The following is a 26642-nucleotide window of genomic DNA, read 5'->3' as shown; positions in this document are numbered from 1 at the left end:
AATTAGCTAAAAAGGAGTACAGCTACCACTCTAGAAGTTGAGCTTCCTGTTGACGCTAATCAATGGTTGGCTGGGTTTTATACAGTAACAGTTAGGGTTAAGCCCAATGGCAAGCAACAAGTGACTAATGCTCTCTCCTTTTCCCTAGCGCCTAAGATCATCGAGGAGATGACTATATCTACAACTACCGGAAACCAGCAGCAGTTGAGCTTGACCTGTAATCCACCGGTATGGTTAGGGAAGCCAGACACTTCATCAGTGATCCTAGGACAACAGGTAGGGTTTTTGTTAGGCGGACGCGAATTGTTACCCTTGTCGGAATTTTTGCCATCAGTGACCACTACTTCTTCTGACCCATCACCAGACCAGAAGACCAATAGCCTCGTCTTTGATATCACCGGTATTGCTGCTGGGGATTACTGGGTGCGCTTGCGGGTGGATGGAGTTGACAGCTTACTGGTGAATCGGACAGTTAGACCTCCTGTTTTTTACTCGACCCAGAAGCTAACGGTGAGTGGGTGATGGGGTGATGGGGTGATGGGGAGTTTGGGGAATTTTATTAAGTGCGTACGCTAATCTTGTCGGGTGGGCAAATGGATACTATAACTGTTGGAATGGTCAAATTCTCATTATTTGCCCACCAAACCCTTCTCTAAATGCGTTCGCGTAGCGTGCGCCAATGCGCAATCGCTTTAGGTTTGATACTGGTAAAATGACTCATGCCAAGATACTTAATGGCTTCACAATTAAATCTTCTCGCTAGATTGCCTGATTATCAGCCTTTAAACTTTCAATATATAACTCAATAGCTTCTGTAATATTCTCGATTCCCTCTTCAAAAGAATCCCCTTGAGAATGACAACCTTTTAGGATCCGAAAAAAAGCGTGATAACCTCCCTCTGATTCTACAAAATAACTGTATAGTTTTAAATTTGTTTAGTGTTGTTGTCCATAGGTTTTAAACTTGTTTGTAATCTATAGCAAAGGGAGTAGGGAGTAGGGAGTAGGTAGTAGTGCGATCGCTAATCTTGTAGGTTGGGTTGAGCGAATCAATAGTTTTGATAAAACTGATCGATTCTATGGGAGAGTAAAACCCAACACCATCCCCTTTTTTTCCAGTAAGTATTTGTTGGGATTGCTTGCCTCAACTGGGGAGCTAACACACCCTAATTTTATCATGGTGTGTTGTTGAGCTAAGATTAAAATGCGATCAGCTTTTATCAAAAGTTTATACTTTACTTCCATTGATAATGCCGAAACTGGGATTCATAAGGCTGTGAAAAATGCACTGATTAAAGATGGATGGATAATCACTGACGACCCTATATTATTGAATATAGAAAAACAAAACTCTATGCCGATCTAGGGGCTGAAGGCCCGATTGCGGTTCAACGAAATGAACAAAAACTTGTGGTTGAAGTCAAAAGCTTTGTCGGTACATCAAAATTGCAAGATTTAAAAAAAGCTCTTGGTCAATACGATATCTATCCCTATCTTCTGGATGAAACTGCACCTGAACGAAAACTTTATCTAGCTATTAGTAGCATTGCCTACAAAAACTTTTTTACTCAAGATGTGATTCAATTAATCGTCACTAGACATCAGAGGTTGTCTGAGAAGTCTAATTGGCTACACCTAAGCCCCCTAAATCCCCCAAGCGAGCAATCCCTCCCTTGGGGGACTTTTACCAGCAAATAGATTCTTGTTCCCCCCAGAATTGGGGGGCTAGGGGGGCAAAATTCAGTATCAAAAAACTTGGGAGATATCCTCTCAACTTACCTTAATTCTTGTAGATACTGAATTAGAAGAGGTAAGACAATGGATAAATTAGCCCAATACCCCAAAATTATTAAACAAATATTAAATGACTATATCGAATTATGTCAAAAACGTTCTCAGGAGGCGATTGAGAATTTTCTGATTGCGGATGAAGCAAATGGTCACTATATTTGGATGAATTTAGGATGGCAAAATGGAGAAATAATTACGGGAATGACCGTTTATGTGCGTCTTCGAGAAGGGAAATTTTGGATTGAGGAAGACTGGACAGAAGAAGGAATTGCTACCGACCTTGTCCGTGTTGGAGTTCCCAAAGAGGATATTGTCTTAGCATTTCATGAGCCAAAAATGCGACAATACACAGATTTTGCTGTTGCTTAGGTGATCGCTTGATATTATTTGGTGGGCAAATGGACATGATCACTGCTGATCTGGTCAAATAATCAGAATTTGCCCACCCTACCCCTTTAATGTTCGAGAGAGTGTAGGAAGTCTTGTAGGGTGGGCAAGAGGATCTAACTCCATGGCCACACACAGGAGTAAAATCTTTTCTTCAAACAAGGATAAGTTAAAGCATTCACTAAGATATTTCAGCGCAGGTCGGGGATGATTGGCTTCCGCTTCTGCCATGGCAGCTTCCCCTTGCTTGATCGCTTCTGGGTCTACCGACTCATCTCCAGCTAATTCTTGGGCTAATTCTTGCAAACGCGATCGCAACCAGAACATTGCCGCACTGAGATACCGTGAATTATTGTCCTGCCATTAACCCATGCTTGACCAGAATACTATCCACACTATCCACAGCAGCTTCCACAGTCAAGACCAGTCAGCGGTCAGCCGTCAGCCGTCAGCCGTCAGTGCTCAGCCGTCAGCTATCATGCAGACGTAACTCATATAAAAAAATGGTTACCTGTTTGATTCAAAAGCTGAACGCGCACGCGTGTGCGTAGCACATAAGCTGAATCCTGATCACTGATCACTGATAACTGATAGCTGATAGCTGATAGCTTACTAGTCAAGACCAAAAAAAATAGCCGTGGAAAATACTTCCACGACTACAAACGTAAACCAATTCAAGGCGATGACTACAAACGTAAAGCAATTTAAGGCGATGTAGCATCTACTCATTAATTCTAGTTTATGAGGAATTTAGGCTAAACCCCTCTGTGGCTCTGACCCCCCATAGCAAGGAATAGTACACAAGCAATAAACTATTCTTAAACTATTTTTAACTGTAGAACTAGGGGGAAGACCCCCCAGCTAGGTTATGAGCTTAATCCAGAATCAAATTGCGCTCCAAAATACAAATGTATTCCCCAGGATTGTAAGTCCGTTGGAGTGGACTCCACTCGCTAACTGTTGCATAGCCCAGAGTCTGCAAATTCCTGATCGTAATGTAAATCGCCCGCTTAGAACCAGTCAAGGTATGTTTAATTGGTTCTTGGTAGGGATAAAACCCATGGGAACCCGGGAGAATTATTTCACTAGATTGATTCGGTAAAGGTGAAACAATGAAATTTTTGTACATCGCCTTAAATTGAGTAGCTTAGTGTTCATTAACTATTTAAACATATAAATAAACAATGTGCAATTTATTTGAAAAATTTTACGATTTGTTAATGATTAAAATAATCGAATTATGATTAGTATAAATTTGAGGTAACAGGGAATCGGGAATCGGGAATCGGGAATCGGAATTTTAGGCAAGGGAAAAAACGGGAATTATTTTTGATGAATAAGTCTACACTTATAGCTCTGTTTGACAGAGTTATTTTACATAGTTAGTATAAGTAAGGATAGCTAAAGTGCTGAAATTAGAGTCAGTAAATAATTAAATTTATATAATTGGGCAGAGTTATATCTAGTATTTATTGATTACCGTTTTTTACATAACCCAAAATACCTCTAGAGTTGATTAACTCTTGCCTTTTGCCTCTTGCCTCTTGCCTCTTGCCTTTCCCTACTCCCTACTCCCTAGATGAACATTACCATTAAAATCCCAGAGCTAAGCATAGAAGGAATTGACCTGAATAGACTAGAACGGGTACGCTTACAAGCAGCGGTGGAAGCATAATTATCCCGTTTGCTTAAGGTGAAGGGACTACCTCGAAATTGGCAAAATAGTACCAAGATTCCCACTGTACCAGTGAATTTAAACTTAACTAAAACCCACAATCCCACAGACATCGGTAAGGAAATTGCTCAGGCTATTTATAGAGGTATGGCGCAATGACTTAAGTCTTAGTCAGCTGAGAGGAAAGCTCCGGAAGATGATACAAACAAGCAAAGTTCCCAGTGACTTCGATGCTCAGGGTTTACGGAGTAGCCTAAGAAACCCGTATATTAATTTATAAATTAAAATGGTTCGGTGGGGATGAGAAAGCGATGTTAGGGTAATGGGATGAAATCCGGTAGTGCGATCGCAGGTATCATCCTTGCCTTGAAAAAAGGCTAGTGTAAACCTGAGTGGAGAAAAAACCTTGAAAAGTGGAGCCTTATTTCATGTGAATTAAAACTATTACTCATAACCTATCGCGCTCAATGGCTCAACTTTTCTTGCGGTAATTCAAACCCTGCCGCTCTGTTTTATTGGTGTTTTTTTTTAAGACTGTTGTGCTGACTTGCCCAGCATTTAAGGCCGTAGGCCACGCGGGGCGCGTTCGGCTTTGTTTATCAGTACATATCCCTCTTCTGTCACTCTCCGAATTCAATGATTAACAAATAAGTCAGATTATCCAGAATTAAAAAAGAATTGATATTGATTAATTTCACTAATTAGCTGATTCAATCCCAGCAATAATTTACTATTAGGCAAAATATCTAACCAGGGAAAAATAATCCATAACATCATAATTGGTTGAATCAGTAAACGAAAATTGTTTAACACATTCTTCCATCCACCTTTATGATTCCATTGTTGATGATTACTCACCTGGATATCATCAGCATCTTTCACCTTATTGGCTACTTCTGTCGATTTATTTAAAGATAAAAAAGCTGGAGAATTTAAACTAATCATGGTGTACACACAAAAAATTATTTCCCACCATTTTTCGATATCCTTAAACTTAGTAAAACGGTAATCTGTCCATCCTAATTCTTGTTTACACTGACGAAAAGCATACTCTACCCATGTTCTTAATCCATACAAATCTCCCAAGATTTTCTTGAGATTACCTTTCAAATTAGTCATCACAAAAGATGTTCCATTCTCTGGCATAGTTTTTGGGTCTGTGGTTATTTCCCAGTAAGTTATGGCTCTCTTTTTTCCATATACTATTTCTCTAATGTATCTAGTTTCGGATTTTTGATTACTAAATGTTCTGGTAAATTTACACCACTTATTCGCTCTAACCCTCTGTTCACTTGGCATCCAGACTCCATGATTACTCCTAATTGCTACTACATAAGACAATTTAGTTTTCTCTAATGTTCTAATAAACTGGCTACTTTCACCATACAGACTATCCGCTAATACTCGTTCTATATTTAATCCTTCTTCTACTAATTCTTCTAGGATTTCTGAGGCTAACTCTATTTTAGTTTTGTACTTATCTTCCCATTTTAATGTTCCTCTTGGTTTGAAGATTTTGCCTACCAATGGAAATGTTATATTTTGATACACCCCGTAAGCATTAACTGACACTATTCCATTATCTACTTTTCCGATACTTCCTAGATATTGCCTTGCTACATAGTCCGTTTTTTTCCCTTTCTTTCTATCCCCGGTTTCATCAATTATTACCGTGATTTTTTCCGAGTTTAATGCTTTGAGCATCCGACTTAATCTTCGGGATTTTAATTCAGTCGCTGACCAAGGAGAATTGGCTAAAAAATGATGGAGTGACTGAGCAGATTTTATGCCTACTACCTTAGCTATTTCTGGTAGCGACTTTCTCTTTATCGGTGAGATTATTCCTAAATGTAAATATTTGAAACATTCATAACTTCTTACTTCTGAAAACAGGTCTTTATAAGCCTCACAATATTGATCAATAACCGAAACTGTTGGTTGTGCATCTCTGGCACTATGTTTGAGAATCTGTAACTCTACATCCATTGCCCTATCTACTTTTGAGCTACCCAATCTGTTTATTCTCTTATTTTACTGCTCGGAGAGTGACAGAAGAGGGATATAGCGTTTATCGCAGTTATGAGGTACAGTATTGAGGTAGCGCATCCCTATTCCCTATTCCCTATTCTCTCTTCTCTCTTCTCTCTTCTCTGTTCCGGTGATCCGCTGTTACCTGTTCCCTAAAATACCGAAATTGTGTACCTCATAACTATGATAATTGCTAGAATATATAGCAATTCCATGGATACCCTGTGCAAAATTCATCCCAAACTCATGGCGTAGCATTGAGATGTGGGATGAATTTTCCCGGAAGCTAAGCCCTAGAAAATCTGCAAGTTCTGATCGAGCCAATCGAGCCATTTCAGACTACTGGATAAAGATTTCGGTGGGTCGTAAATCAGGGTATCTAGAGCAATCAGGCGCTGGAAATTGATCTTGACTGGATCATGACGCTCTGTGCGACCGTCTTTGCGATAAAACTTGACACCAGCTTTTTGCTGCATCATAGTGATCAATTCTTGAGCAACAATACCATAGCCAATGGTAGTGGGATGAATGCCATCTAGGGAGAAGAAACCACCGCTGGTGCGACCGGTGGCATCGGATCTAAAAAAGCGAGTATCTAGTACTGGTGAAAGCGCTTCGAGTTCCGGTGCCAGCTGATAGGGAGTCCACCAATCTGGTTTGGCGTCGGTGTCTTCAATATAACGTCGATAAGCTACGGAATCCAGTAATCCTCCTAATTCAAATAAATACCAATCTCGACCTTCTTTTCGAGCCTGACGTACAGCATCAGCAATATATTCATTGTACTGATCAATGACGCTATCAATTGCTCGGGCTTGTTGTCCGGTAATGTGCGGGTCATGGTTGGGGTCGAAATTTTTGTCGCTAATCCAAGGACGGGTGTAGTAGGCGAAGTATCGCGAGCCAGTAGCGATCTTATTTCCTACTCCACGACCAATGGGCGTAATGGTGACATGGGGAACTGTAGCCAAAATCACATGGCGAGCTTGGATTTGCTTGACTTGCTCAACTACTTGATCCAATTCCGCTTTGAAATCTTCCGGAGACCAGATCGTAGGTCGCTGATTGGACTGTGGTGAATTTAAATCGCGATCGCAACTCCATCTGACCTGCAATTGAGCAATGGTGCCCATGGCATTATTCGCCCCAATCATGATCATCAGGGTTTCAATACCATCTCCCTCACCGTTTTCTAAACTTCCTTCTTGCCCTAGTGCCACGGCAGCTTGGACTGGGGTAAGTGCTTTACCCTGTGAATCCCGTGCGGAGTCCAAAACCCTCAATCCAGCATGTTCGCTGGCCTTCTCAACGATTTGCCGCAATAGATGATCCGTTGGTGCCTGGATTTCTTTTCTGAGGGTATCTGCGTCTTTAGAGATAATGTCTTTGAGATTCCACCCATAAATAGCGAGGTTGTGGTTAATTCCTTTTTCCATAGCAACAGTAGAACCAACGCCCCCTTGCCAACCAGGACCCCGTTCCCAATAATCTTCTATGTCGTCCATAAATTCGCGGATTGAAAACAATGCCGACCCTAATTCCCACCAGTTTATCTGGTCACCAAACTGTCGCTCTAAGTGCCTAACTACATACTCCATATTCAGGGGTAATCCACCAAATTTACCATATTGGCTGGGACGACGCAGGTGTTCTTTCCAACCCATTTCTTGAGCAATCATCATGGGATAGGACAGGTCAGTGTTAAAAATTGCTCCACTCTGGACGCCATGGCTTAGGGAATCACCAATAGTGACCAGTCGATGTCGGGGAGTGCCTGGCTTTTGGTTGACTTCAATACTTAATTCCGGACGGATACCCAGAGTAGGGTCTGTTTCCGGTGGACGCCCTTGAGGTTGGATAACTTCTTTGACCTGATCTGGGGCGTCAAAGTCGAGCATGTCTTTGGTAAGAAAGCGTTTGATCATAGTTGCCTGTTTATTAAAAAGAAAGAGTGGTAATCAGTGATTAGATAATTCACTGATGCTGAGGTTAATTTCAGAAAGGTAAGCATTCAGCTGTAGAGACCTTAGATCCTTAGAGGATATCTCCCAAGTTTTTTGATACTGAATTTTGCCCCCCTAGCCCCCCAACTTTGGGGGAAGAGTCAATTTGCTTCTAAAAGTCCCCCAAAATTGGGGGACCAACGGGGGCTTGAATGTAGCAAATGAGACTTCTCAGACAACCTCTTAGAGGATATCTCCCAAGTTTTTTGATACTGAATTTTGCCCCCCTAACCCCCCAATTCTGGGGGGAATTAGCGGATGCTTCGCTTTTTTACAGATGGGGACCAACGGGGGCTTGGATGTAGCAAATGAGACTTCTCAGACAACCTCTTAGATCCTAGGGGGGTTTCAGGAATTAATTCCTATAAACTACTTCAAAGCCAGCTATCAAAAATTCCTTTCAAAGATTCCTAAGGGGATTAAGTGGTATAGCACTACGCATTAAAGTTAGGACATTGATAAAAGCAGCAAAAGCTGTTGTAGTCAACTTTTGCATTTTGCCTCTTGCCAATGCCATTGCCCGTAGCGCTATAACCGGTTCGGGTGACTCAGTACCAGTTCCGTTACATTCCGCCTGTTCGAGCTCCATTTGGTCTTCATATTTAGTAAAACACTTAGGCTTAGCAGCTACAGCTAGATCGAGAACAATGGGTACCTCTAATTTGATCGGAACTTGGAAGACACAGGGATTATAGTATTTGTAAGCCATCGGTTTTACCTCTTGCTGCAATTACTTTCAATCAACACATTTCTATAATCTCAGATATAAATTCACCTTCACAGTACCTTTGAGGGTACTTTTGTTTAGCTGATCAGATCACGGCATAACTTAGGAGTGATTATCGGTTAATTTCGAAATTAAAACTACTCCATGCTGAGCTCAAGATGGAGGATATCTAGGACTTAATTTATGGCAATACTTTCAAATATCACGGAGCAAAAAGCATTATTTACCGGGAGCAGGTCTTGGGTTGCAGAACATTTGTACTATGTCCCATTAGAGCAAGCTTAAACCCATCAGGGGGCTATAGATAATGTACAAAGATTCATAAGTCACATGCTCCCCCTATTGGGTGCATCTCATATTTGTAAAAAAGTTGCGTAGGGTGTGTTAGGGGGGGCCTCATTTTCCGCTCAAGCGCCAGGGTTTAGACAGCCCGCCCCGTAACGCACCACCTTGTCAAACAACAAAAATGAGATGCACCCCCCCTATTACCTATTACCTATTACCTATTCCCCATTACCTATTCCCCATTACCTATTACCTTAGTACAAATGTTCTGCATAAGTGACATGCTCCCTTATTTACCATTGTTTTAGCTGAGATTTAATAATATTTAAAACTACAAAAATAAGCGTTATATAGCGTTGATCGCAGTTATGAGGTACAGTCTTCTTTGACATTGATTCCCTGTTAGGTGCGCTCTTACCATTAAGAATTAAATTCGCCACGGCTCGCACCTCTTGATGCAGCGCATTGCTGTTCCCTCTTCTGTCTTCCCTGCTCCCTGCTCCCTACTCCCTACTCCCTACTCCCTTGCTATATTCACTTTGACCATTGACAATCAAAAATTAACAATTAACAAGTGATGAGTTAGCTCAATAATAAGTATTCAACTGGACTTGAGATCAGCAGTTTATTAACCACAAGGATTTCATGCCTACATCTCCCCTTTCCCCTCGTTTGTTGAGAGGGGCAATAGTCGCTCTAGACCCTGCTAATCCCCTAGCTAGTGTGATTATTTTCCAGTACAATCCGGAGACGATGACGCGATCGCTTACGCCCCGGACAGCAGGAGCGGATTTGTCTGCACAGGGTAAATCTGACCTAGACCCTACTGAAGCAAGTGGCATTGCGATGCTCGGTACGAGCCGCTACGGGATTGACCTTTGGTCACGCTACGCGATCGCATCTTACTAATCGGACTAAATATAGCAGTCGAAGTAAAGGTTAAGACATATTTCTGTTCCCAGATCCGCTGTTCCCTGTTCCCTTTTCTATAACAACTATTCCGATACTGTCCTAGAAAAATTGACTACTAATACAAGAGTGGAATTGGGTAGCCATCGAACTAATCGAAGTCATCAACAACTATTCCGATACTGTCCTAGAAAAATTGACTACTAATACAAGAGTGGAAACGCTTACGCATCATACTTATTGGAAGCATTAACAACTATACCGATGCTGTCCTAGAAAAATTGACTACTAACACAAGAGTGGAAATGCGATTGACCTTGGCCAAAAGGCCACGCGTTCGCGTTTGGTCACGCTTCGCGATGAAGCGTTCGCGTAGCGTGGCCTACGGCCTCAGCTTCCGCGCTTATGCGATCGCATTATATAGCGCGTTCGCGTTTGGTCACGCTTCGCGAACGAAAGAATTAAGGTGTTGCTGCTGACGGGGTGACAACTCCGTCAGAAATTCATACTTAAATTCAGCAACGCCAGCTGTTATTTAAAAATGAAAAGGCTATATCATAGTCAACACTCCAGGTTACTCCTGCTAATTCTTCAAAGTCTTAATCAAATCCGCTGCTTTTTCGGCAATCATAATCGTCGGCGCATTCGTGTTTCCCGTGGTGATGACTGGCATAATCGAGGCATCTACGACTCGCAATCCATCAATTCCATGTACCCTGAGTTGGGAGTCAACAACTGCCATCGGGTCAGTCCCCATTTTGCACGTGCCGACGGGGTGGTATGTCGGAGCGCAGATTTGTCGGATGTAGGCTTGAATTGCTTCGTCGCTAGATACCTCGGCACTTGGGGCGACTTCCTTACCTCGAAACTGATCAAATCCCTCGAAATGGGCAAGCTGACGGGCAATTTTAATGCCTTCAACTAACAGTTTCAGATCGGATTCATCCTGGAGATAGTTCACCCGGATCAGCGGTGCTTCATTGGGGGAGGGCGTACTCAACCTGACACTGCCGCGACTCTGAGGGTGGTTGTTGATGACTTTAATACTAAATCCTGGACCTTTGTAGGCAAAGTCAGGATTGTTAGGTATGAGCAAAGTATAGATAAACTGTAGGTTGGGTGCAACCTCTACATTGCTCTGAGTATGCAGGAACAATCCAGCTTCCCCAATATTGCTAGTTGGTGAAATGGGCAGTTCCTGAGTGGCTTGGTAGCCTACAAAGACAAGGGGGTGATCGTGGAGGTTCTGACCTACACCCGGTAGATCGAGCACCACAGGAATGCCTAACCCCCGTAGGTGTTCTGCTGGACCAATCCCAGAAAGCATCAATAGCTTGGGGGAATCGAACGCTCCAGCACTGACAATCACTTCTTGGTTGACCTTAACGTGATGCTCTGTCCCATTTTCAACATAGGCGACCCCAACTGCACGCCTTCCCTCAAACAGTATACGAGTAACCAATGCTCCTGTTTTAATGGTTAAATTGGGGCGAGACATAATCGGATCCAAGAACGCCACTGCTGTACTTTGACGTTTGCCATCTTTCACGGTCAGTTGGTAAAGTCCTGCGCCCTCCTGCTGCTTACCATTGAAATCGGGATTGTACCCATAGCCTTTTGAGATGGCGGCTTCGACAAAGCATTTCGACACTGTGCTCGGAGCAAGTGGATCGGTGATATCAAGTGGTCCTGATACTCCGTGAAACTCCGAAGCTCCCCGCTGCTGATTCTCCGATTTCTTGAAGTAGGGTAAAACATCCTGGTAACTCCAACCCCGATTGCCTAAGGCTTCCCAGCGGTCATAATCCTGGGCATTACCTCGAATGTAAACCATGCCATTGATCGAACTGCTGCCACCCAAGACTTTGCCTCGTGGATGAAAGAGTTTGCGCCTGTTCAAGTATGGTTCTTCTTCGGTGAAGTATGCCCAGTCCACCTCGGAGCCTAGTAGTTTAAGCCATGCCATGGGAACCTGGATTTCTGGTTTGGTATCGGGACTACCTGCTTCGAGTAGCAATACTGTCGTTTCAGGGTTTTCTGTAAGACGGTTAGCGACGACACTACCCGCTGATCCGGCACCAATCAACACATAATCGTATTGAGTCATGACTCCAACATATTCTTTAATCAGGACAATCTCTGTGACCCAAACCTTGTAATGTTTTATATTGCTTTAATAAAGAGCAAATTACCAGGTGATTCTGAATCATCACTACGGAAGAACTGATCGATCAGCTCCATATGTTTTTCTTTAGAAATGTAGTCATCATCGTTTAAATTTAGCCGTTTGAATACCTCCTTAGCAGAATTTTCATCAAGGTTATGGACTCGAAAATACTGTTTGTATTCCTCTAAATCAAGTTGCTCGTTCCCATCAACATCAAATACGCTAAAGGCCAAAGCTGCAATGCCATGTAGTTGCGCCTCATAAGCTTCTGGGTCATTGAGTATATTGTCCATATATACCAGCCATTCATCCAAAGAGATTTTGTTGTCACCATTAGTGTCTGCAAACTTTTGCATAGTATTCCAACGAGACGTTAACTTCGATTGAATGGAATCGTACTGGGGTGAGCCCGGTGCCCAACTGCGAAACTGCGAGTAGCTTTTTAGAAACTGGTCAAAATCGGCTGACTCAATGAAACCGTTATTGTCTGCGTCATACATTGCAAACAATCTTGGTAATCTTTGCTTCTGTAATTCACTTAACATTAATCTATCTAAAAACCAATCACCATGTAATACTATAGGATCAACCCCATTTTGGCAACACTACCGTCTGGAGCTACCTTTAGGGTATCGGTTATACTGAAGTTCCCCTGTACGAATGTGCTTGCATCAGTCCAAAAGTTCTGTAAATCTTGGCTTTGGGTGGTAGAGAACAATAGTATGACTGGGTACAGAGTCCTAGATCTTGCGTGTTTTTAAAAACAACGTGCCTTATGGCGTGGGCTTTCTTGCGAAATTATGGTATAATCAACCCGGTTACAATGTGATTTGTAACCGGGTTGACTGAAAAGACTCAATAAGCATAGCCAAAATACCTGAGTGTGAACTTCAGCCAATACCTATTCGGCTTCTTCGCCTTGTCCTGTTTTTGAGAATAAATCGCTGGCTCAAAGGGAATTGCTTGAAAATGAACAAAACCGCCGAATTAGATTACTTGATTGTTGGTGCAGGTCCAGCAGGATTGCAACTGGGATACTTTCTGAAAAAAAATGGCATAAACTACCTCATCTTGGAGGCAGGACAAAAAGCCGGGAATTTTTATGAAAAATTTCCTCGACATCGCAAGTTAATCTCAATTAACAAGGTCTATACTGGCTACAAGGAACGAGAGGCGCAGCTTAGATATGACTGGCATTCCTTGCTGTGTGATGATGATCAGATGTCTTTCACTAATTACAGTCGCCGTTATTTCCCCGATGCGGGAGATTATGTTAAGTATCTACAAGATTATGGCGAGCGCTTTGAGCTTAATATTAAATATGAAGCGAAGGTTGCGAAAATTAGTAAAACAGATCGGTTCACAGTGGTAGATGAAGAAGGAAACAGTTATGTCTGTGGTTGTTTGGTGATGGCAACGGGGGTTTCCCAACCCTATATTCCAGAGATTACAGGAATCGAACTCACCGAAAACTATTATGATTTCGACATTAATCCTGACAACTTTATTGATCAACGGGTGTTGATTTTAGGTAAATCAAATTCTGCCTTAGAAACTGCTAATTCTTTGGTAGAAACTGCTCGGGCCATTCATTTATGCAGTCCTGAATCTATCAAAATGGCGTGGAATACCCACTATGTTGGCCATATACGGGGGGTCAACAATGAGTTTATTGACACTTACCAGTTGAAAGGTCAAAACGCCATCTTAGATGCCAAGGTTCATAAGATAGAATGGAAAGACGGAGAGTATTGTGTTCACATTGAATTTTCTCATGCCCAAGGCCAGAAAGCCATTTTAGCCTATGATCAAGTTCTGGTTTGTACGGGGTTCCGTTTCGACGCTTCTATATTTGATCAGACATGCAAGCCAGAACTAACCATTAATAATCGGTTTCCAGCTCTGACCAGCGAATGGGAATCCATTAATGTAAAGGATTTATATTTTGCAGGCACGATTATGCAGTGTCGGGATTTTAAGAAAACCATGTCCGGTTTCGTCCATGGATTTCGCCACAATATCCAAGCTCTAAGTCAGATTCTCGCTCAGAAATATCATGCAGTGCCTTTGCCCTATGATTCGATTCCAGTGAATCCAAAAAGCATTGTCAAAGCAGTGATTGAAAGGGTGAGTTTAAGTGCTGCCCTCTTTCTTCAACCGGGTTTTCTCTGCGATTTACTGGTTATTCTTAAATCTGGTGCCACAGGGTATTACTACGAAGATCTGCCAGTAGACTATGTCCATGACACTGATTTGGGTCAGCACAATCACTACTACATAATTACTATGGAGTACGGACATTTTGAAGGTGATTCGCTGAAGGTAGACCGGGAACCTGATCCAGACAAGGCTTATAACGATGCTTATCTCCATCCAGTGATTCGACGCTTTAATGGCTCAACCCTGGTACAGGAATATCATCTACCTGAACATTTGGATAACGATTGGCGACCGGATGGGTATCCGGGGGATCGGCCTCTGATTCAATCTTTGGAATACATCGGTGAATCCGATCCGACTCAGGCTCAGAAGCTCTATGCCCAGAGATTACAGGCGTTCTTTGAGCAGGAAATCGACAAAGCAACAGGAACAGGGAATTCCCTCGAACTGGTTGTTACCTAAAATTGTTAGACTCTTACAGATTTTGATAATTTGTTCTGCGTTTTCACTGAGAGTTCAAGACAAAATGAAAGAAGTGTTAGGGTATATTCGCAAGCGCACAAATGAAGCAAAACAGAACCCGTTTATTCTGTGGCTAGATGACGATTCAATTAGTGCTCGCGATCGCCTCAGTTTGTGGCTACCTCACGTGTGCGCGTTTGTGATGGGTTTTATGGACTTAAACAAACTGATTTTTCCCTATCCCTCCTCCGAGGCAGCCACAGACGAACTAAAAAGGTTAATTAACGATCATTGCCTACAGGATGGTACGCACTGGGAGTGGTATCTACGAGACCTGCAAAAACTAGAGTTGAACCGAACCATGAAATTCTCAGAGGGGCTTGAGTTCATTTATGGTGATCACAGAAAGCTAGACCGTGCCTTCATCTATGGCATAGTAGCATTAGCCCACGAAGCACAAGATCCCCTATTGCGCTACAGTTTAATCGCACCTCTGGAATTCTTTGCTCACCTCCTCTTTGGCAAGACGGCTCCCATTGCCAGGAAATTCGCCGAAGAGACAGGAACTCAATTAGAGTATGTGGGCGACATTCATTCTGGTGTGGAACCGGGTGGTCTTGTTAATCAACAGCATCAGATTATTGACGAGGATTTGTTTACAGAAGCAGTCCTCGACGAGCAGATGCGTAAAAGAGGACTAGAGATGGCTGAGTATATGTGCGATCAGATCGAACTGCGTTGGAAAGACAATTTGGAATTTGCGAAAAAAAGAGAATGGGCTACGCCGATTGCGGTTGTTTAAACGCTGTTCTATAAAATTTGACTACTAATAGAAAAACTAGTGTAGCAAATCTATTACCATATTTTTGTCAAAAAAGATAGAACCAAGTGCTAGTTTTTTTTCCGAGTTTCAACGATACCGTAGCTATTGGCGTTATCGTTGAGTAGGTGATACCACCTGATGTCATCATTGAGCTAATTTATGATAGTACAGCTAACACCGATAAAACTACTAAAAAAGTAGTCTATCAAGACCAAGTCAGAGTACCAGAATATTTTTGGTACGACCCGTTTAATCCAGAGGATTTTGCCAGATTTAGGTGGCACAATGGCGTGTATCAGCCTTTAAGTGAAGATGAACAAGGACGATTAATTAGCGAAAGATTAGGATTAGCCTTAGTCCGTTGGCAAGGGGTCTATAAAAATAATGTCGATACAACTTGGTTACGTTGGGCTACTTTAGAGGGAATTGTGCTACCTACTGCTGAAGAGATAGCAGTGCAAGCTGAAGAAGAAGCAGCTCAAGCTAAACAAGAAGCCACTCAAGCTCAACAACAAGCCACCCAAGCTCAACAACGAGCTGAGCAACTGGCTGCTCGCTTACGAGCTATGGGAGTGGATCCTGATCAAGTATGAACTAATCTCGCCACGGATTGGTGTAAGCATTTAGCGGTCAGTGGTCAGCCTTCAGCCTATAGCTGATAGCTGATATAGCAATCCGTGTAGGAATTGTGATAATTTTTGTTCCCTGTTCCTTACTCCCTACTCCCTGTTCCTTACTCCCTACTCCCTGTTCCCTGTTCCCTGTTCCCTGTTCTATAGCTGATAGCTGATAGTTTTCCCTTACAATAAACCGGGTTTGATGCGTAAGTAATAAGACATAATTTTTACTTTTATGTCTTATTAGATTATTTACTTTCATGGATAGTTAAGTTCAGCTAGCTAGGATGATAATTAATCCATAAAATCCTCATGGATTGAGCCTCAAACTATATATTACTTGGAGAATAAACGGCATGAGTAATATCAAGATTAATGACCTCAAACCCAGTGGTGCTGAATTATTTGATGACCCGGAAAGTTTTCTAGATGAATTGACTAATGATGACCTACAACAAATTATGGGTGGATTGAGGTTAGCCCTGCCCCCAGATGCAGGTTTTCTTCAGAGACTTAGATATAAAATTCAGGGAATACTATTGTCCCCTAAAACCCCAGTTATCTAAAAGGGAACAGGGAGTCGGGAGTCGGGATTCGGGAATATGGCATCAAAAATGCTCACAATTGATTTAGGTACCCTATAGCAAACAATTCAAGCCCCCAGTAGCAGCAAAGTAGTCTAGAAATTATTAAGATTTGTGAATGCGATTGACCTTGGCCAAAAGGCCACGCTACGCGAACGGTCACGCGGGGCGCGTTCGCATTTTCAAGCGATCGCTTCAATAGTTTTCCAGAAAACTCCCAAAATCAAAGATTTTCCCTAGAGAGCCCTGGAGCAGTAACACAACCCAACCAAACCCTTGCCAGAGTTGGGTTGAACATAGTGAAACCCAACTCAAACCAACCTGGGAAGCCAGATCAACTCACTTAGGGAGCAGGCTAAGGGTGAATGAGTTGTCAGAGCTATCTATGTAGCAATGGAGATTGGCTATGCTTTCCAAATCGATGGGCGGAGGCGGACAGCAGAGGCTACCTCTGAGGAACACATCCCTCAGCTGATGGAACAATTACTGTTTACCGATACTTTTTAGCTACCAAAGTCTACCAAGATAGACCATTACCCGCCAATGCAAGCTGTTCACGAAGTGTCGGCAAAGCCTAATCTCTCAGCCAGGGGGTATCTCCCAAAGCCCGTAGGAATATCCCACGAGCGCCATTGATGTCACGTTCGCGAAGCGTGACCAAAGGTCAATCCATTTGTTGGTTATCGATTTTTGATTTGATAATCTTGCTCCCGCCGATATTGACTAGTTCACCAGTCCAGCTAACAGTCTTGCTAGTATAGGCTTGCGCTTTCATCAACAACTATTTTTCGGTTTTCGGCTGCTTTATGCTTTAAGAACTCTTTAAACCGATAGTGGGCAAAAGAAAGCATATTGCGAACCGTTTTAGATCTAAGTTTTCGATTTTGCTTTTTAGACATCTCAGACGTCTCAAAGGTAGGAAGCAGTATTACGTCAAAGTTATCAACTAGGAATCTTGCCGCTTTGTGATGCAGTTCATTTACCAGATTTTGAATTCTAATAATCATCCTCCTGGCGGCTTTTCTCCTTCGACGCTTTTGCTTACCCTTAGCTTTGCTAATTTTTGAAATTAAATTGTCTAAGTGATGACATAATCGTTGGATCCGAGAAAAGTCACCATGGCCAATCTTCCCAATAGAAGTCTCACTGAAAAATGTCAAAAAGCGATGCAGCGCGGTCTTGGGGAGGCAGCGCGGTCTTGGGGGTCCCCCCGGAGACGAAACCTGTTTATTGTGGAGCCTTTATAGTTAGCAGGTTATGCAGAAAAGGGTTAAATATTTGTTAAGAAGGCTCCACTATCTTACGGTAACTTGGCCGTAGGCCACGCTTGGCCGTAGGCCACGCCAAAGGCGAACGCGAACAAACCATGAGCGACTGCCGTGGTTTCCCCCATGAGCGACTGCATCAAGACAGTTCTAACACCAGGATCTAAGGCAACTACTCTACCTTGGTTTTCGGTTTCTCCTTGAGTTGTCTTATAGGGAACTACTAAATAATAGTCCCCGTTGGTGCTAGTCAATCAACAATCGCAGATGTGATTCGGCGTAGCCGACGCTGCGCGAACGGGAAGTGTTTCAGTAAAGGTTATTTCACCTAATATCGTGTAATAAATTCCTTTAATAGAAACCGCCGACTTTGGAATATAACAAGTTTGTACCAAATTTTTCCGATATCTGAACTTTACCCGATTAATCTGCGCTGTCTTTTTGCATTTTTTCTTGGCCTCCGGAGACGAAACCTGATTGTTAGTGGAGCCTTAATCAATAAGTTTTAACCCTTATCTGCATAGCCTACCAACTATAAAGGCGACCCTATCCTTGCGGTAACTTCTGACCCTGACAGCGGGACAAGCATCCTTTATCGCTATAGATTTGATTTGATAAGGCACTGTCTTACACCATTCAGGAAGGTCATTTATAATACCAGTTTTCATGGCTTTCCAATTTGCTTTAACTTCGCCATTTTCGAGTATTTTGACGGTCTTATTGAAAACGTAACGGGATACCCCAAACCAGTGGCGGACAATTGCTCGCTGTTCAGGGTTTAGGAACACTCGAATCTTCTTTGATTTTTTGGCCGTATTTTCTGAGTCCGTGAACCCGGCAAGAGAAGAGGTGAATGATGGAGAGAAGATCTGCGGTAAGTTCTGATTCTGGAGAACTTTCAGGGTTGTCGAGAACCAGGATTTTTCCACCGTTGAGACTGACTAAGTGCTCAAAAAGTTCAAACCCAAATCGGGTGAGTCTGTCTCGATAGGCAACAACAATTGTGAGTTGATCGCCACGCATAAGTCGTTCCAGTATGGCTCGAAGACCTTTTCTTTTGTAGTTGAGTCCTGAACCGATGTCTTTGACGATTTCCGCTTCCGGGAAGAGGGAGTGCATGTAGGCGATCTGTCTGGCGAGGTCGTCAAATTGTTTACCACTACTGACTCGGCAGTAACAGATTGTAGCTTGTCCACTCCCTTTGTTTTTTCCGAGACTGAGGAGGCTGTTTGTGTCAAAGAGGCGATATCCGCTTGGAGTCCGCTCACATTTGAGCGTGCCATTGTCTGCATACTTCCTCAAAGTGTTTCTAGAGAGTCCTGTAAGTTCGACCGCCTTACGGATTGGTACTAATGCCATAATTAAAGTCTAACATATAATTCTAGACTTTATTATACTTTGTTATACTTATTGCTGCTGTTCCCTAGCCTCCCCAGGAGAACGGGTCAACCGCCCGACCTTGGGCTGCAGTCTGATGCAGCTGGTCTTTTCTCCGAATAGTGAGGAACTCAGTACTGCGGTTCAGTTTCTGGTTCAAGGGTCGTTGCAGCAGTGGTTAGGGGAGTTAATTCAAGTTGAGAGGGTGGAAGTAAAGAGTGAAGATACTAAGTTGCGAGTCACAGTCCAGTATGTGATTCGGCGTAATCAACAGCGTCAGGTAACTGAGTTTGAGCGAGGGTTGTGATTATGACAGACTTGGTATAGCGCTACGCGCAATGGCATTGGCAACAGGCAAGAGGCAAAAGTTTACTACACAAGGTTTTCAGCTTGTATCAATGTCAAACACTTTAATGCGTAGTGCTATAACAGCTGAACACATGTTCCGATACCAACGCCGGATGGCTCTTAGTCGTCAAACTAAACAGATCGGGCTGGATTACATTCAGGTGGAATCACAACAGACACCGAATGAACCGAATAAGTGGGCCCATTAGCTTCATTTTGTACCAGCTTCCGCACAAGCAACCCAGGACGTGCTCTCAAACCTGACCTCTAGAAATATTCGCATCACTAGAGGTACAGCGGTTTCAACTACTGATGTTAGGGATACTCTTAAACCGTCATTAATCAGGATAAACCTGTATCAAACGGTCAAGGTGCAATTTATTGTTGCCCAAGTGAGAAGTGGTTATACGGCAATCGGAGTTGAGCCTCCCACTTATCTATTTGGGCGTTCCTGGCATCCCGACCAGGAGTTGCTTGAAAGCCCGAGCAAAGCTCATGTTTACAGTCAAGCCAACCAAGCTCAACTGCATCAAGTAGACTCAGTCCCATCCCTTTCAGGAAACGCGCGGTACGGCGCAATAATACTGCCTGCACCTCGGTTTTATTCATGTACCGAGTAATCCCTTTGTCTGTACCCCGAGCAAGGACGTTTTTGGCAGCATTATAGTCAGCCTGCAACACGACCCCATCAAATCCGGTAAAATTGTCCCCAGTCCTTTTCCCGAGAAGGGTTCCATTCCTGGAGTCAACTTGCGACGTGTAACTAGGCTGGACTTCTGTAACAACCGACCCAGTCCAATTAGCCCATTTCTGTAAAGAGTCCCGCATTTGACCCTTCATCCAACTATTAAGCTTGCGGGACATGGCTTTGGACTGACGTTTATTTTGGATTGGTTGTGTTAAATCTTCTGCAAATACTTTTAATGATTCTCCGTTGAACAGAGACTTGGATGCGGCTCCTATTATAGCTGTGAGTTCTGACTGATTCTTTCTGTATCGGCGATTTTCTGTTTTTCTAGTTAAGTTATTTTGTAATATTCGAGCCGACTTAACTGGGTCTATCTTTTCTAGTTTTCTATGAAGCGCCCAAAGCTTTCCTCTGTTGCGGTTTTTGGCACATATTCGGTCGGATTTCTGGGTTGTCAATTTGCCCAAGCTTTTTCCGTGTGCTTGACCATCTGAATCATAGAAAGCCTCAGTGTATCCCTTGTCTATCCCAATGGCTCGGCGATCAGCAGGAATTTCTACAGTTCCATGGTCTACCAAGAAGTAAATCTCAAATTTTTTCACAAGTTGGTTGTATATCAGTCTAATCTGGCCTTTGATTTTCCGATTAGACCTAACAACTATTTTGTTCCTTTTTCCTCTTTTTAGTCCAGCTAGTTCTAGTTGGTAAGTATTGCGGGAGAGTCTTTTGCATCTATACCCTCCTTGCTGATAAACTATCTGATTATTGACCCAAGAGTGACCCCTTTGGAACTCCTTTCTGACCAGCCTATGCAGGAGTGAATTGTCCAGAAAAGCTAAGGTTTTTAGCTGCGTGGCATATTCTTTTCTGGTCTTTTGGTTATCTTTTCCAGAAAACCTTTTGTAAATCTTTTTGATTACTGCTTCAATACAAGCAGCTTGTTGAGCTGCAATCGCTTTTGCTGTGTCGCTAACAGTCCACTCCATTAACTTAGAGGGCAGTTCCAAGGATTCAGGAGTTCTAAAACTCCTAACCTCTGGATAGGCTTTCTTCCAGTCAATCCCCCAATGACTTATGCTACCTAACTTGTTGTAGGATTCAGACCTGACGATGCCTAATTTTTTCATTGTCTGTAGCAACTCAAGCTCAACCGACTCAGTCATCCCCACTACAGGAACAATCTGAGTTGATATTTTCTTGGTCACTCCTACTTTCTTGGGCATCTTCAATTCTGAGTCAATTACTTGAATTATACTCTAGCGCTACTAAAATTTCAATGTCCATTTTATGGTATTAAATACTGATTTATACGTATTTTTAGGGGTTTAATTGCGAGGCTCCTGGAAATCCAACCACCTAGTGGGAATGTGCTGACGCTGTTGCTGGAATACAAAGCTCCTACTAAGTCCCAGGTTAGTGATTTATCTACCTATACGCTACAACTGCTTAATATTAGCAATGTAGATCCGTTTTTTGAGCGGCTTAATTTTTCCTTCAAACGCCCAGACCAAGTTACTTTTGACCCGCAACCAGTACCTTCAAGTGATATAGAAACTCTGTCGGTACCGGAGATAGATTACTTAGCGAAAGATTATAGCAGCTTTCGGCAATTAATGCTCAACCGCTTGTCGGAAGTGATGCCTCAATGGCTAGAGCGCAATCCTGCGGATTTAGGGATTGCGCTGGTGGAAGTATTGGCCTACTCTGCTGACTACCTCAGTTACTATCAGGATGCTGTAGCTACTGAAGCCTACCTTGGTACAGCTCGCCGCCGCACGTCTGTACGCCGCCACGGCAGGCTGGTAGATTACGTGTTGCACGAGGGCTGCAATGCTAGAGTCTGGGTGCAGGTAGCAGTAAATACTGATCAGGTGCTGCTAGCAAAAGGAACTCTTTTACTAACCCATGTTTCTGGTCAAGGGTCGGTAATCGATCCTGATTCCTCTGCTAAGAGTGAGGTCTGGGCTCAAGGGGCAAAAACCTTTCAAACCTTACATTCCCAGGAACTATTTGCTGCCCACAATGAGATTAAATTTTATACCTGGGGAGCAAGGGAATGGTTTTTGTCGAAGCAAGAGACCAAAGCAACATTAATTGGACATCTGACCTTTAAACCAGGGGATGTGTTGATCTTTGAAGAGGTAAGAGACCCAAACACTGGCTTAAGGGCTGGGGCTAACCCCCAACACCGTCATCCAGTAAGCTTAACTAAGGTAACTCCTGAAAATGGCAGAAGTCAGTTTTATTTACTAGGGGGTTTGTAATTAGAGGATGCATCTTTTTGTGGTAACTCAATAACTCAAAGGATTGTGGGGAGGGTGAGAGGGAAAACCCATCTAATTTTCGTCTGTCCTATATAGCAATCCTATATTATTCGTGAAATTATAGTGCCCGAAGCGTTCGCGTAGCGTCGGCTTGGCCGACGCTATAACCCTTGCCCACCAAGGATTTTAGATTTTGCATATTTTAGCAATTCTTTAGAATTGCTATATATAGTGTTTGATAACTGTTAAAAAACACTATATGTGTAAAATACCTTGTCAACAAGCACAATAAGCCAGGGTTTATTGAGAACTATCCCTGGTTTATTCATAATAGGCATTTGCCCTGTGATAAAATCGCAAATGTCTTTTTGTATTTGATTACAACTAACTGATTGATAGGAAGTTGAATGGCAAAGCCAAGCAACTGATCCACTATTTTCAAGGGTTGGGGGTAGGTAGGTAAACAACTGTAAGTAATTGAAAAAGTACTCTCAAATTCTTATTGCATAGATTCGGAATGCAGAACCTATTTAGAGAAAACGATCAGTATTTTTTCCCTCTCTCACAGGGACAGCAAGCCTTATGGTTCATATACCAGAAGAATCCAGAAAGTGTAGCTTACAACATATTTATAACCACTCGTCTGGCGGTCGAGTTAGACCTAGAGGCTTGGCGGAGGGCATGGCAGAAGCTGGTTGGACGACATTCGATTCTGCGAACTACCTATAGGAATCGGGACGGCAAACCCGTTGCAGTAGTTAGTCAAGACTCCAAGGTTGAGATTGAAGTAACAGACGCTTCTGGATGGGACGAGGACGAGTTAAAGCGCAAAATTCTGGTAGCGGTAGAGCGTCCCTTCAATTTAGAAACGGGCCAGGTCTTGCGGCTGGGGCTGTTTGCCCGCTCAACCCAAGAGTTTGTCCAATTAATCGCCCTGCACCACATTGCAGGGGATGGGTGGTCTTTTGACTTGCTTCTCAAAGAATTCCAAATTTTATATGCAGCAGAGGTCGAGAAGTTCCAAGAAGCAAAAATTGCTAACTTGCTGCCAGATTCCCCTTGGCAATATGCCGACTATGTGTCTTGGGCTACTCAGATGCTAGAGTCCGCCCGAGGAGAAGAACTCTTTCGCTATTGGCACCAAACACTCGCCGACTCCTTACCGACTTTGAATTTGCCAACAGACAGAAGACGACCCAAGGTTTTGAGCGGTCGGAATGAATTCCATATTGTCGAACTTGATGGAGGACTGATCAAGAAACTGCGACAACTGGCTGCCCAGCAAGGAGTCAGTCTTTATCGGACTATGCTGGCTGCCTTCTTTGTCCTGTTACATCGCTTATCAGGCCAAAACGACATCCTGCTAGGAAGCCCAATGGCAGAGAGGTGGAGCGTTGAGGAGTTTAAAAGCATTGTCGGTTACTTTGCTAACGAGGTAGTGTTACGGGCAAATCTAGCAGACAATCCTACCTTCGCAGAATTTCTCGCCCGCATCCATCGGACGGTAACAGAGGCACAAGCTCATCAAGATTATCCCTTCGATTTATTAGTACAACGGCTCAACCCTCCCCGAGATGCCAGCCGAAATCCCCTAATTCAAGTTGATTTCACTTGGCGCAAGCATCGCTGGTACAATCCGCAGACACCCGAGAGCCTGGTAGGGGAAGAAGTACTGTCTATGGAGCCATACTTAGCCGTACACGAACAGGGTTCGGAATTTGATTTGAGTTTGGGAATTGAGGAAATTGGCAAATCTCTCCATGTCATCTGGGAATATAGTGCCGACCTGTTTGATGCCAAAACTATTCACCGCTGGGCAAGACAGTTTATTTGTTTGCTAGAGTCGATTGTTGCTAATCCAGAGCAGCAAATTGCGTTTTTACCCCTGCTGACGGCAGAGGAAACACATCAATTGTTAGTGCAATGGAACAATAATTTCACAGACCATCCGCAAGATAAGTGCATTCATCAGTTATTTGAAGAGCAGGTAGAACGGACGCCTGATTCGGTGGCTGTAGTTTTTCAGCAGGAACAAATTACCTATCGAGAATTGAACGATCGCGCCAATCAATTAGCTCGCTATTTAGAATCGATCGGAGTCGGTCTGGAGGAAATGGTAGGGATTTGCGTAGAGCGCTCTATCGAAATGATGGTAGGATTGCTGGGCATTCTCAAAGCGGGCGGGGCTTATCTGCCCTTAGACCCAAGCTATCCGCGCGATCGCCTGGCTTATTTGCTACAAGACTCCCAACTGTTTTTGCTGTTGGCTTCAGAAAAATCCGTGGCTCGACTGCCAGAAAGCCAGGGGCGGATTGTTTTCTTGGACAAAGATTGGTCGGTCATTTCTCAGTATAGTCAGGAAAATTTCGGGCTTCGTGCCAAACCGACTTCTTTGGCTTACGTCATCTACACTTCAGGCTCGACGGGAAAGCCAAAAGGAGTGCAAGTCGAACATCAAAGTCTGGTGAATGCTTATCGAGCTTGGGAGCAAGCCTATCAACTAAGTCCAGAAAACAGCCATCTGCAAATGGCGAGTTTCTCCTTTGATGTTTTTACAGGAGATTGGGTGCGAGCCCTTTGTTCAGGAGCCAAATTAGTTCTCTGTCCGAGGGAATTTTTGTTGGAACCGGAAAAGCTCTATCGGTTGATGCTCCAAGAGCAAGTCGATTGCGCCGAATTTGTGCCAGCAGTGATCAGGTATTTAATTGAGTATTTGGAGAATACCAAGCAAAACCTGGATTTCATGGGATTACTGGTGATCGGTTCTGATAGTTGGTCTGTCAAAGAATACCAACAATTTCGGCAGTTCTGCGGTGCCCAAACTCGGTTGGTAAATTCTTATGGAGCGAGCGAAGCAACTATTGACAGTTGCTATTTTGAAAGTACCGAGATTAATCTAGCCCTAGAGTCTCCAGTTCCCATCGGCAAACCCTTTGGCAACATACTTCTCTATATTCTCGACGATGCTCTGCAACCGGTTCCCATCGGCGTACCGGGGGAACTGCATATCGGCGGTGTGGGTCTAGCCCGAGGCTATTGCAACCGTCCGGAATTAACCGCGCAAAAGTTTATTGCCAATCCTTTCAGCCAAGAGGAAGGAGCGCGTCTTTACAAAACGGGGGATAAGGCACGCTATCTCCCGGACGGTAACATCGAACTTCTCGGTCGCATCGACAACCAGGTAAAAATTCGTGGCTTCCGCATCGAACCAGGAGAAATCGAAGCGGTACTGGGGACCCGCCCGGAAGTTGGGCAAACTGCCGTCATCGTCTGGGAAGACCAATCCGGTCATAAGCGTCTCGTGGCTTATGTGGTTCCGACAATAGTTTTCGATGGGCCTCGCTCTCTATCTCCTTGGAAGAATTGGAGCGATTTTGCCAATAACCCTTTGTATCGGAAGCAGGTGCGAGAACTGACAGCGAAACTGCGGGATTTTCTCAAGCAAAAGCTGCCGGACTATATGGTGCCTTCGGCTTTTGTGATGCTAGATTCCCTGCCCCTGACTCCCAACGGCAAAATTGACCGCCGGGCGCTTCCCGCACCGGAGGGAACTAGCGGTAGCAATGCTAATTTTATTGCACCTCGGGATACCCTTGAATTACAACTGGCACAAATCTGGTCGGAGGTTTTAGAGGTTTCTCCCATAGGAGTCCGAGATAATTTCTTTGATATCGGTGGTCATTCGTTGTTAGCGATCGCCTTAATCGCTAGGGTTCAACGGCAGTTGGACAAAAATCTGTCTTTGGCCGCGCTGTTACAAAATCCGACTATCGAGCAGCTGGCTACTTCTATTCGCTCTGACCCAGATTCTCGGTCAATGTCTACCCTGGTGGCAATGCAGCCCGATGGAAATTTACCACCTGTGTTCTTAGTCCCTCCCAGCAGCGGCACCGTCTTATTTTATCTGGATTTAGTGCAACATTTAACCTGTCTAAACCTACTTATCAGCAGGAATGACCTGTATAGCACCAGGTGAAAATCTGGTGGTTGATTAAACTAAGCCGGTGAGTCGCCCCACCGACTCGTCTTCAGAACCGGACATGACACTTTCGCATCATCCGGCTCCTCATCATAGGAACCAT

Annotated in this window: 24 protein-coding genes and 2 pseudogenes; 13 read left to right on the top strand and 13 right to left on the bottom strand. The window is 43.5% G+C overall.

The window, feature by feature from the left end; translation table 11 throughout:
- Positions 1 to 168 precede the first annotated feature (168 nt).
- A complete protein-coding gene (locus BJP34_RS04475; protein WP_149030788.1) occupies positions 169 to 522 on the top strand; it encodes a hypothetical protein in 354 nt (117 codons plus the stop codon).
- A 237-nt stretch (positions 523 to 759) separates the two neighbouring features.
- Here BJP34_RS04475 and BJP34_RS50295 read toward each other — a convergent pair whose 3' ends face one another.
- Entirely contained in the window at positions 760 to 873 is a 114-nt protein-coding gene (locus BJP34_RS50295; RefSeq protein WP_198954332.1) for a type II toxin-antitoxin system HicB family antitoxin, read from the bottom strand.
- 331 nt (positions 874 to 1204) lie between these two features.
- On the opposite strand from BJP34_RS50295, the pseudogene BJP34_RS47005 reads away from it, so the two are divergent.
- Both BJP34_RS47005 and BJP34_RS04465 read left to right on the top strand, forming a co-directional pair.
- A pseudogene (locus tag BJP34_RS47005) lies at positions 1205 to 1698 on the top strand (element excision factor XisH family protein).
- A gap of 120 nt (positions 1699 to 1818) precedes the next feature.
- Entirely contained in the window at positions 1819 to 2160 is a 342-nt protein-coding gene (locus BJP34_RS04465; RefSeq protein WP_070391312.1) for a XisI protein, read from the top strand.
- Positions 2161 to 2238: 78 nt separating this feature from the next.
- Here BJP34_RS04465 and BJP34_RS04460 read toward each other — a convergent pair whose 3' ends face one another.
- From BJP34_RS04460 to BJP34_RS04435, 5 genes are all read right to left on the bottom strand, one after another.
- Complete coding sequence (locus BJP34_RS04460) at positions 2239 to 2505, bottom strand: hypothetical protein (protein WP_070391311.1); 267 nt, start codon at positions 2503 to 2505, stop codon at positions 2239 to 2241.
- A 547-nt stretch (positions 2506 to 3052) separates the two neighbouring features.
- Positions 3053 to 3307, bottom strand: a complete 255-nt coding sequence (locus BJP34_RS04455) for a hypothetical protein (protein WP_070391310.1) — start codon at positions 3305 to 3307, stop codon at positions 3053 to 3055.
- A 1203-nt stretch (positions 3308 to 4510) separates the two neighbouring features.
- Positions 4511 to 5839 carry an IS701 family transposase gene (locus BJP34_RS04445; RefSeq protein ID WP_070391308.1) on the bottom strand — a complete coding sequence of 443 codons (1329 nt, stop codon included), beginning with the start codon at positions 5837 to 5839 and terminating at the stop codon, positions 4511 to 4513.
- 335 nt (positions 5840 to 6174) lie between these two features.
- Entirely contained in the window at positions 6175 to 7806 is a 1632-nt protein-coding gene (locus BJP34_RS04440) for an SGNH/GDSL hydrolase family protein (protein ID WP_193431312.1), read from the bottom strand.
- A 478-nt stretch (positions 7807 to 8284) separates the two neighbouring features.
- Positions 8285 to 8593 (bottom strand): hypothetical protein, encoded by a 309-nt coding sequence (locus BJP34_RS04435; RefSeq protein ID WP_070391307.1) that lies wholly within the window; start codon positions 8591 to 8593, stop codon positions 8285 to 8287.
- Positions 8594 to 9351: 758 nt separating this feature from the next.
- Between BJP34_RS04435 and BJP34_RS48355 the strand changes: the two genes are divergently transcribed.
- Positions 9352 to 9474 carry a hypothetical protein gene (locus tag BJP34_RS48355; protein ID WP_267876477.1) on the top strand — a complete coding sequence of 41 codons (123 nt, stop codon included), beginning with the start codon at positions 9352 to 9354 and terminating at the stop codon, positions 9472 to 9474.
- A 67-nt stretch (positions 9475 to 9541) separates the two neighbouring features.
- Entirely contained in the window at positions 9542 to 9805 is a 264-nt protein-coding gene (locus BJP34_RS04430) for a hypothetical protein (RefSeq protein WP_070391306.1), read from the top strand.
- A gap of 583 nt (positions 9806 to 10388) precedes the next feature.
- Here the strand turns inward: BJP34_RS04430 and BJP34_RS04425 are convergent.
- The gene (locus BJP34_RS04425) at positions 10389 to 11912 is read right to left on the bottom strand and encodes a GMC family oxidoreductase (RefSeq protein WP_070391305.1); all 1524 of its coding nucleotides are present in this window, start codon (positions 11910 to 11912) and stop codon (positions 10389 to 10391) included.
- Positions 11913 to 11968: 56 nt separating this feature from the next.
- Entirely contained in the window at positions 11969 to 12517 is a 549-nt protein-coding gene (locus BJP34_RS04420) for an EF-hand domain-containing protein (protein WP_149030787.1), read from the bottom strand.
- A gap of 424 nt (positions 12518 to 12941) precedes the next feature.
- On the opposite strand from BJP34_RS04420, the gene BJP34_RS04415 reads away from it, so the two are divergent.
- The 4 genes from BJP34_RS04415 to BJP34_RS04395 all read left to right on the top strand — a co-directional run bounded on the left by BJP34_RS04415 (position 12942) and on the right by BJP34_RS04395 (position 16600).
- A complete protein-coding gene (locus tag BJP34_RS04415; RefSeq protein ID WP_070391303.1) occupies positions 12942 to 14594 on the top strand; it encodes an NAD(P)-binding domain-containing protein in 1653 nt (550 codons plus the stop codon).
- Between the two features lie 64 nt (positions 14595 to 14658).
- Entirely contained in the window at positions 14659 to 15396 is a 738-nt protein-coding gene (locus tag BJP34_RS04410) for a hypothetical protein (protein WP_149030786.1), read from the top strand.
- A 146-nt stretch (positions 15397 to 15542) separates the two neighbouring features.
- Positions 15543 to 16010 carry a Uma2 family endonuclease gene (locus BJP34_RS04405; protein ID WP_229424239.1) on the top strand — a complete coding sequence of 156 codons (468 nt, stop codon included), beginning with the start codon at positions 15543 to 15545 and terminating at the stop codon, positions 16008 to 16010.
- A 380-nt stretch (positions 16011 to 16390) separates the two neighbouring features.
- Positions 16391 to 16600, top strand: coding sequence for a bacteriocin (locus tag BJP34_RS04395; RefSeq protein ID WP_070391300.1), 210 nt, complete (start codon positions 16391 to 16393; stop codon positions 16598 to 16600).
- Positions 16601 to 17192: 592 nt separating this feature from the next.
- On the opposite strand, the pseudogene BJP34_RS04390 reads toward BJP34_RS04395, so the two are convergent.
- The 4 genes and pseudogenes from BJP34_RS04390 to BJP34_RS04380 form a co-directional block, all read right to left on the bottom strand.
- A pseudogene (locus tag BJP34_RS04390) lies at positions 17193 to 17781 on the bottom strand (zinc ribbon domain-containing protein); the annotation flags it as partial.
- A gap of 137 nt (positions 17782 to 17918) precedes the next feature.
- The gene (locus tag BJP34_RS50290; RefSeq protein ID WP_083304996.1) at positions 17919 to 18137 is read right to left on the bottom strand and encodes a hypothetical protein; all 219 of its coding nucleotides are present in this window, start codon (positions 18135 to 18137) and stop codon (positions 17919 to 17921) included.
- A gap of 258 nt (positions 18138 to 18395) precedes the next feature.
- Positions 18396 to 18671 (bottom strand): helix-turn-helix domain-containing protein, encoded by a 276-nt coding sequence (locus BJP34_RS04385; protein WP_070391299.1) that lies wholly within the window; start codon positions 18669 to 18671, stop codon positions 18396 to 18398.
- Complete coding sequence (locus BJP34_RS04380) at positions 18655 to 19242, bottom strand: IS607 family transposase (protein ID WP_070391298.1); 588 nt, start codon at positions 19240 to 19242, stop codon at positions 18655 to 18657. The genes BJP34_RS04385 and BJP34_RS04380 overlap by 17 nt, the downstream gene beginning before the upstream one ends.
- 16 nt (positions 19243 to 19258) lie before the next feature.
- Between BJP34_RS04380 and BJP34_RS04375 the strand changes: the two genes are divergently transcribed.
- On the top strand, positions 19259 to 19567 hold the full coding sequence (locus BJP34_RS04375) for a GPW/gp25 family protein (protein WP_324611073.1): 309 nt from the start codon (positions 19259 to 19261) through the stop codon (positions 19565 to 19567).
- A gap of 91 nt (positions 19568 to 19658) precedes the next feature.
- Entirely contained in the window at positions 19659 to 19817 is a 159-nt protein-coding gene (locus tag BJP34_RS42360; protein WP_158517005.1) for a hypothetical protein, read from the top strand.
- 169 nt (positions 19818 to 19986) lie between these two features.
- Here the strand turns inward: BJP34_RS42360 and BJP34_RS04365 are convergent, their stop codons facing one another.
- Entirely contained in the window at positions 19987 to 21519 is a 1533-nt protein-coding gene (locus BJP34_RS04365) for a zinc ribbon domain-containing protein (protein WP_149030785.1), read from the bottom strand.
- A gap of 144 nt (positions 21520 to 21663) precedes the next feature.
- Between BJP34_RS04365 and BJP34_RS04360 the strand changes: the two genes are divergently transcribed.
- Positions 21664 to 22560, top strand: a complete 897-nt coding sequence (locus BJP34_RS04360) for a hypothetical protein (RefSeq protein ID WP_070391295.1) — start codon at positions 21664 to 21666, stop codon at positions 22558 to 22560.
- A 517-nt stretch (positions 22561 to 23077) separates the two neighbouring features.
- Positions 23078 to 26536 (top strand): non-ribosomal peptide synthetase, encoded by a 3459-nt coding sequence (locus BJP34_RS04355; RefSeq protein WP_070391294.1) that lies wholly within the window; start codon positions 23078 to 23080, stop codon positions 26534 to 26536.
- Positions 26537 to 26642 lie beyond the last annotated feature (106 nt).

Source organism: Moorena producens PAL-8-15-08-1 (assembly GCF_001767235.1).
Taxonomy (GTDB): Bacteria; Cyanobacteriota; Cyanobacteriia; order Cyanobacteriales; family Coleofasciculaceae; genus Moorena; species Moorena producens_A.
The sequence above is the reverse complement of the archived record's forward strand: the minus strand, read 5'-3'. Positions and strand labels throughout refer to the sequence as shown.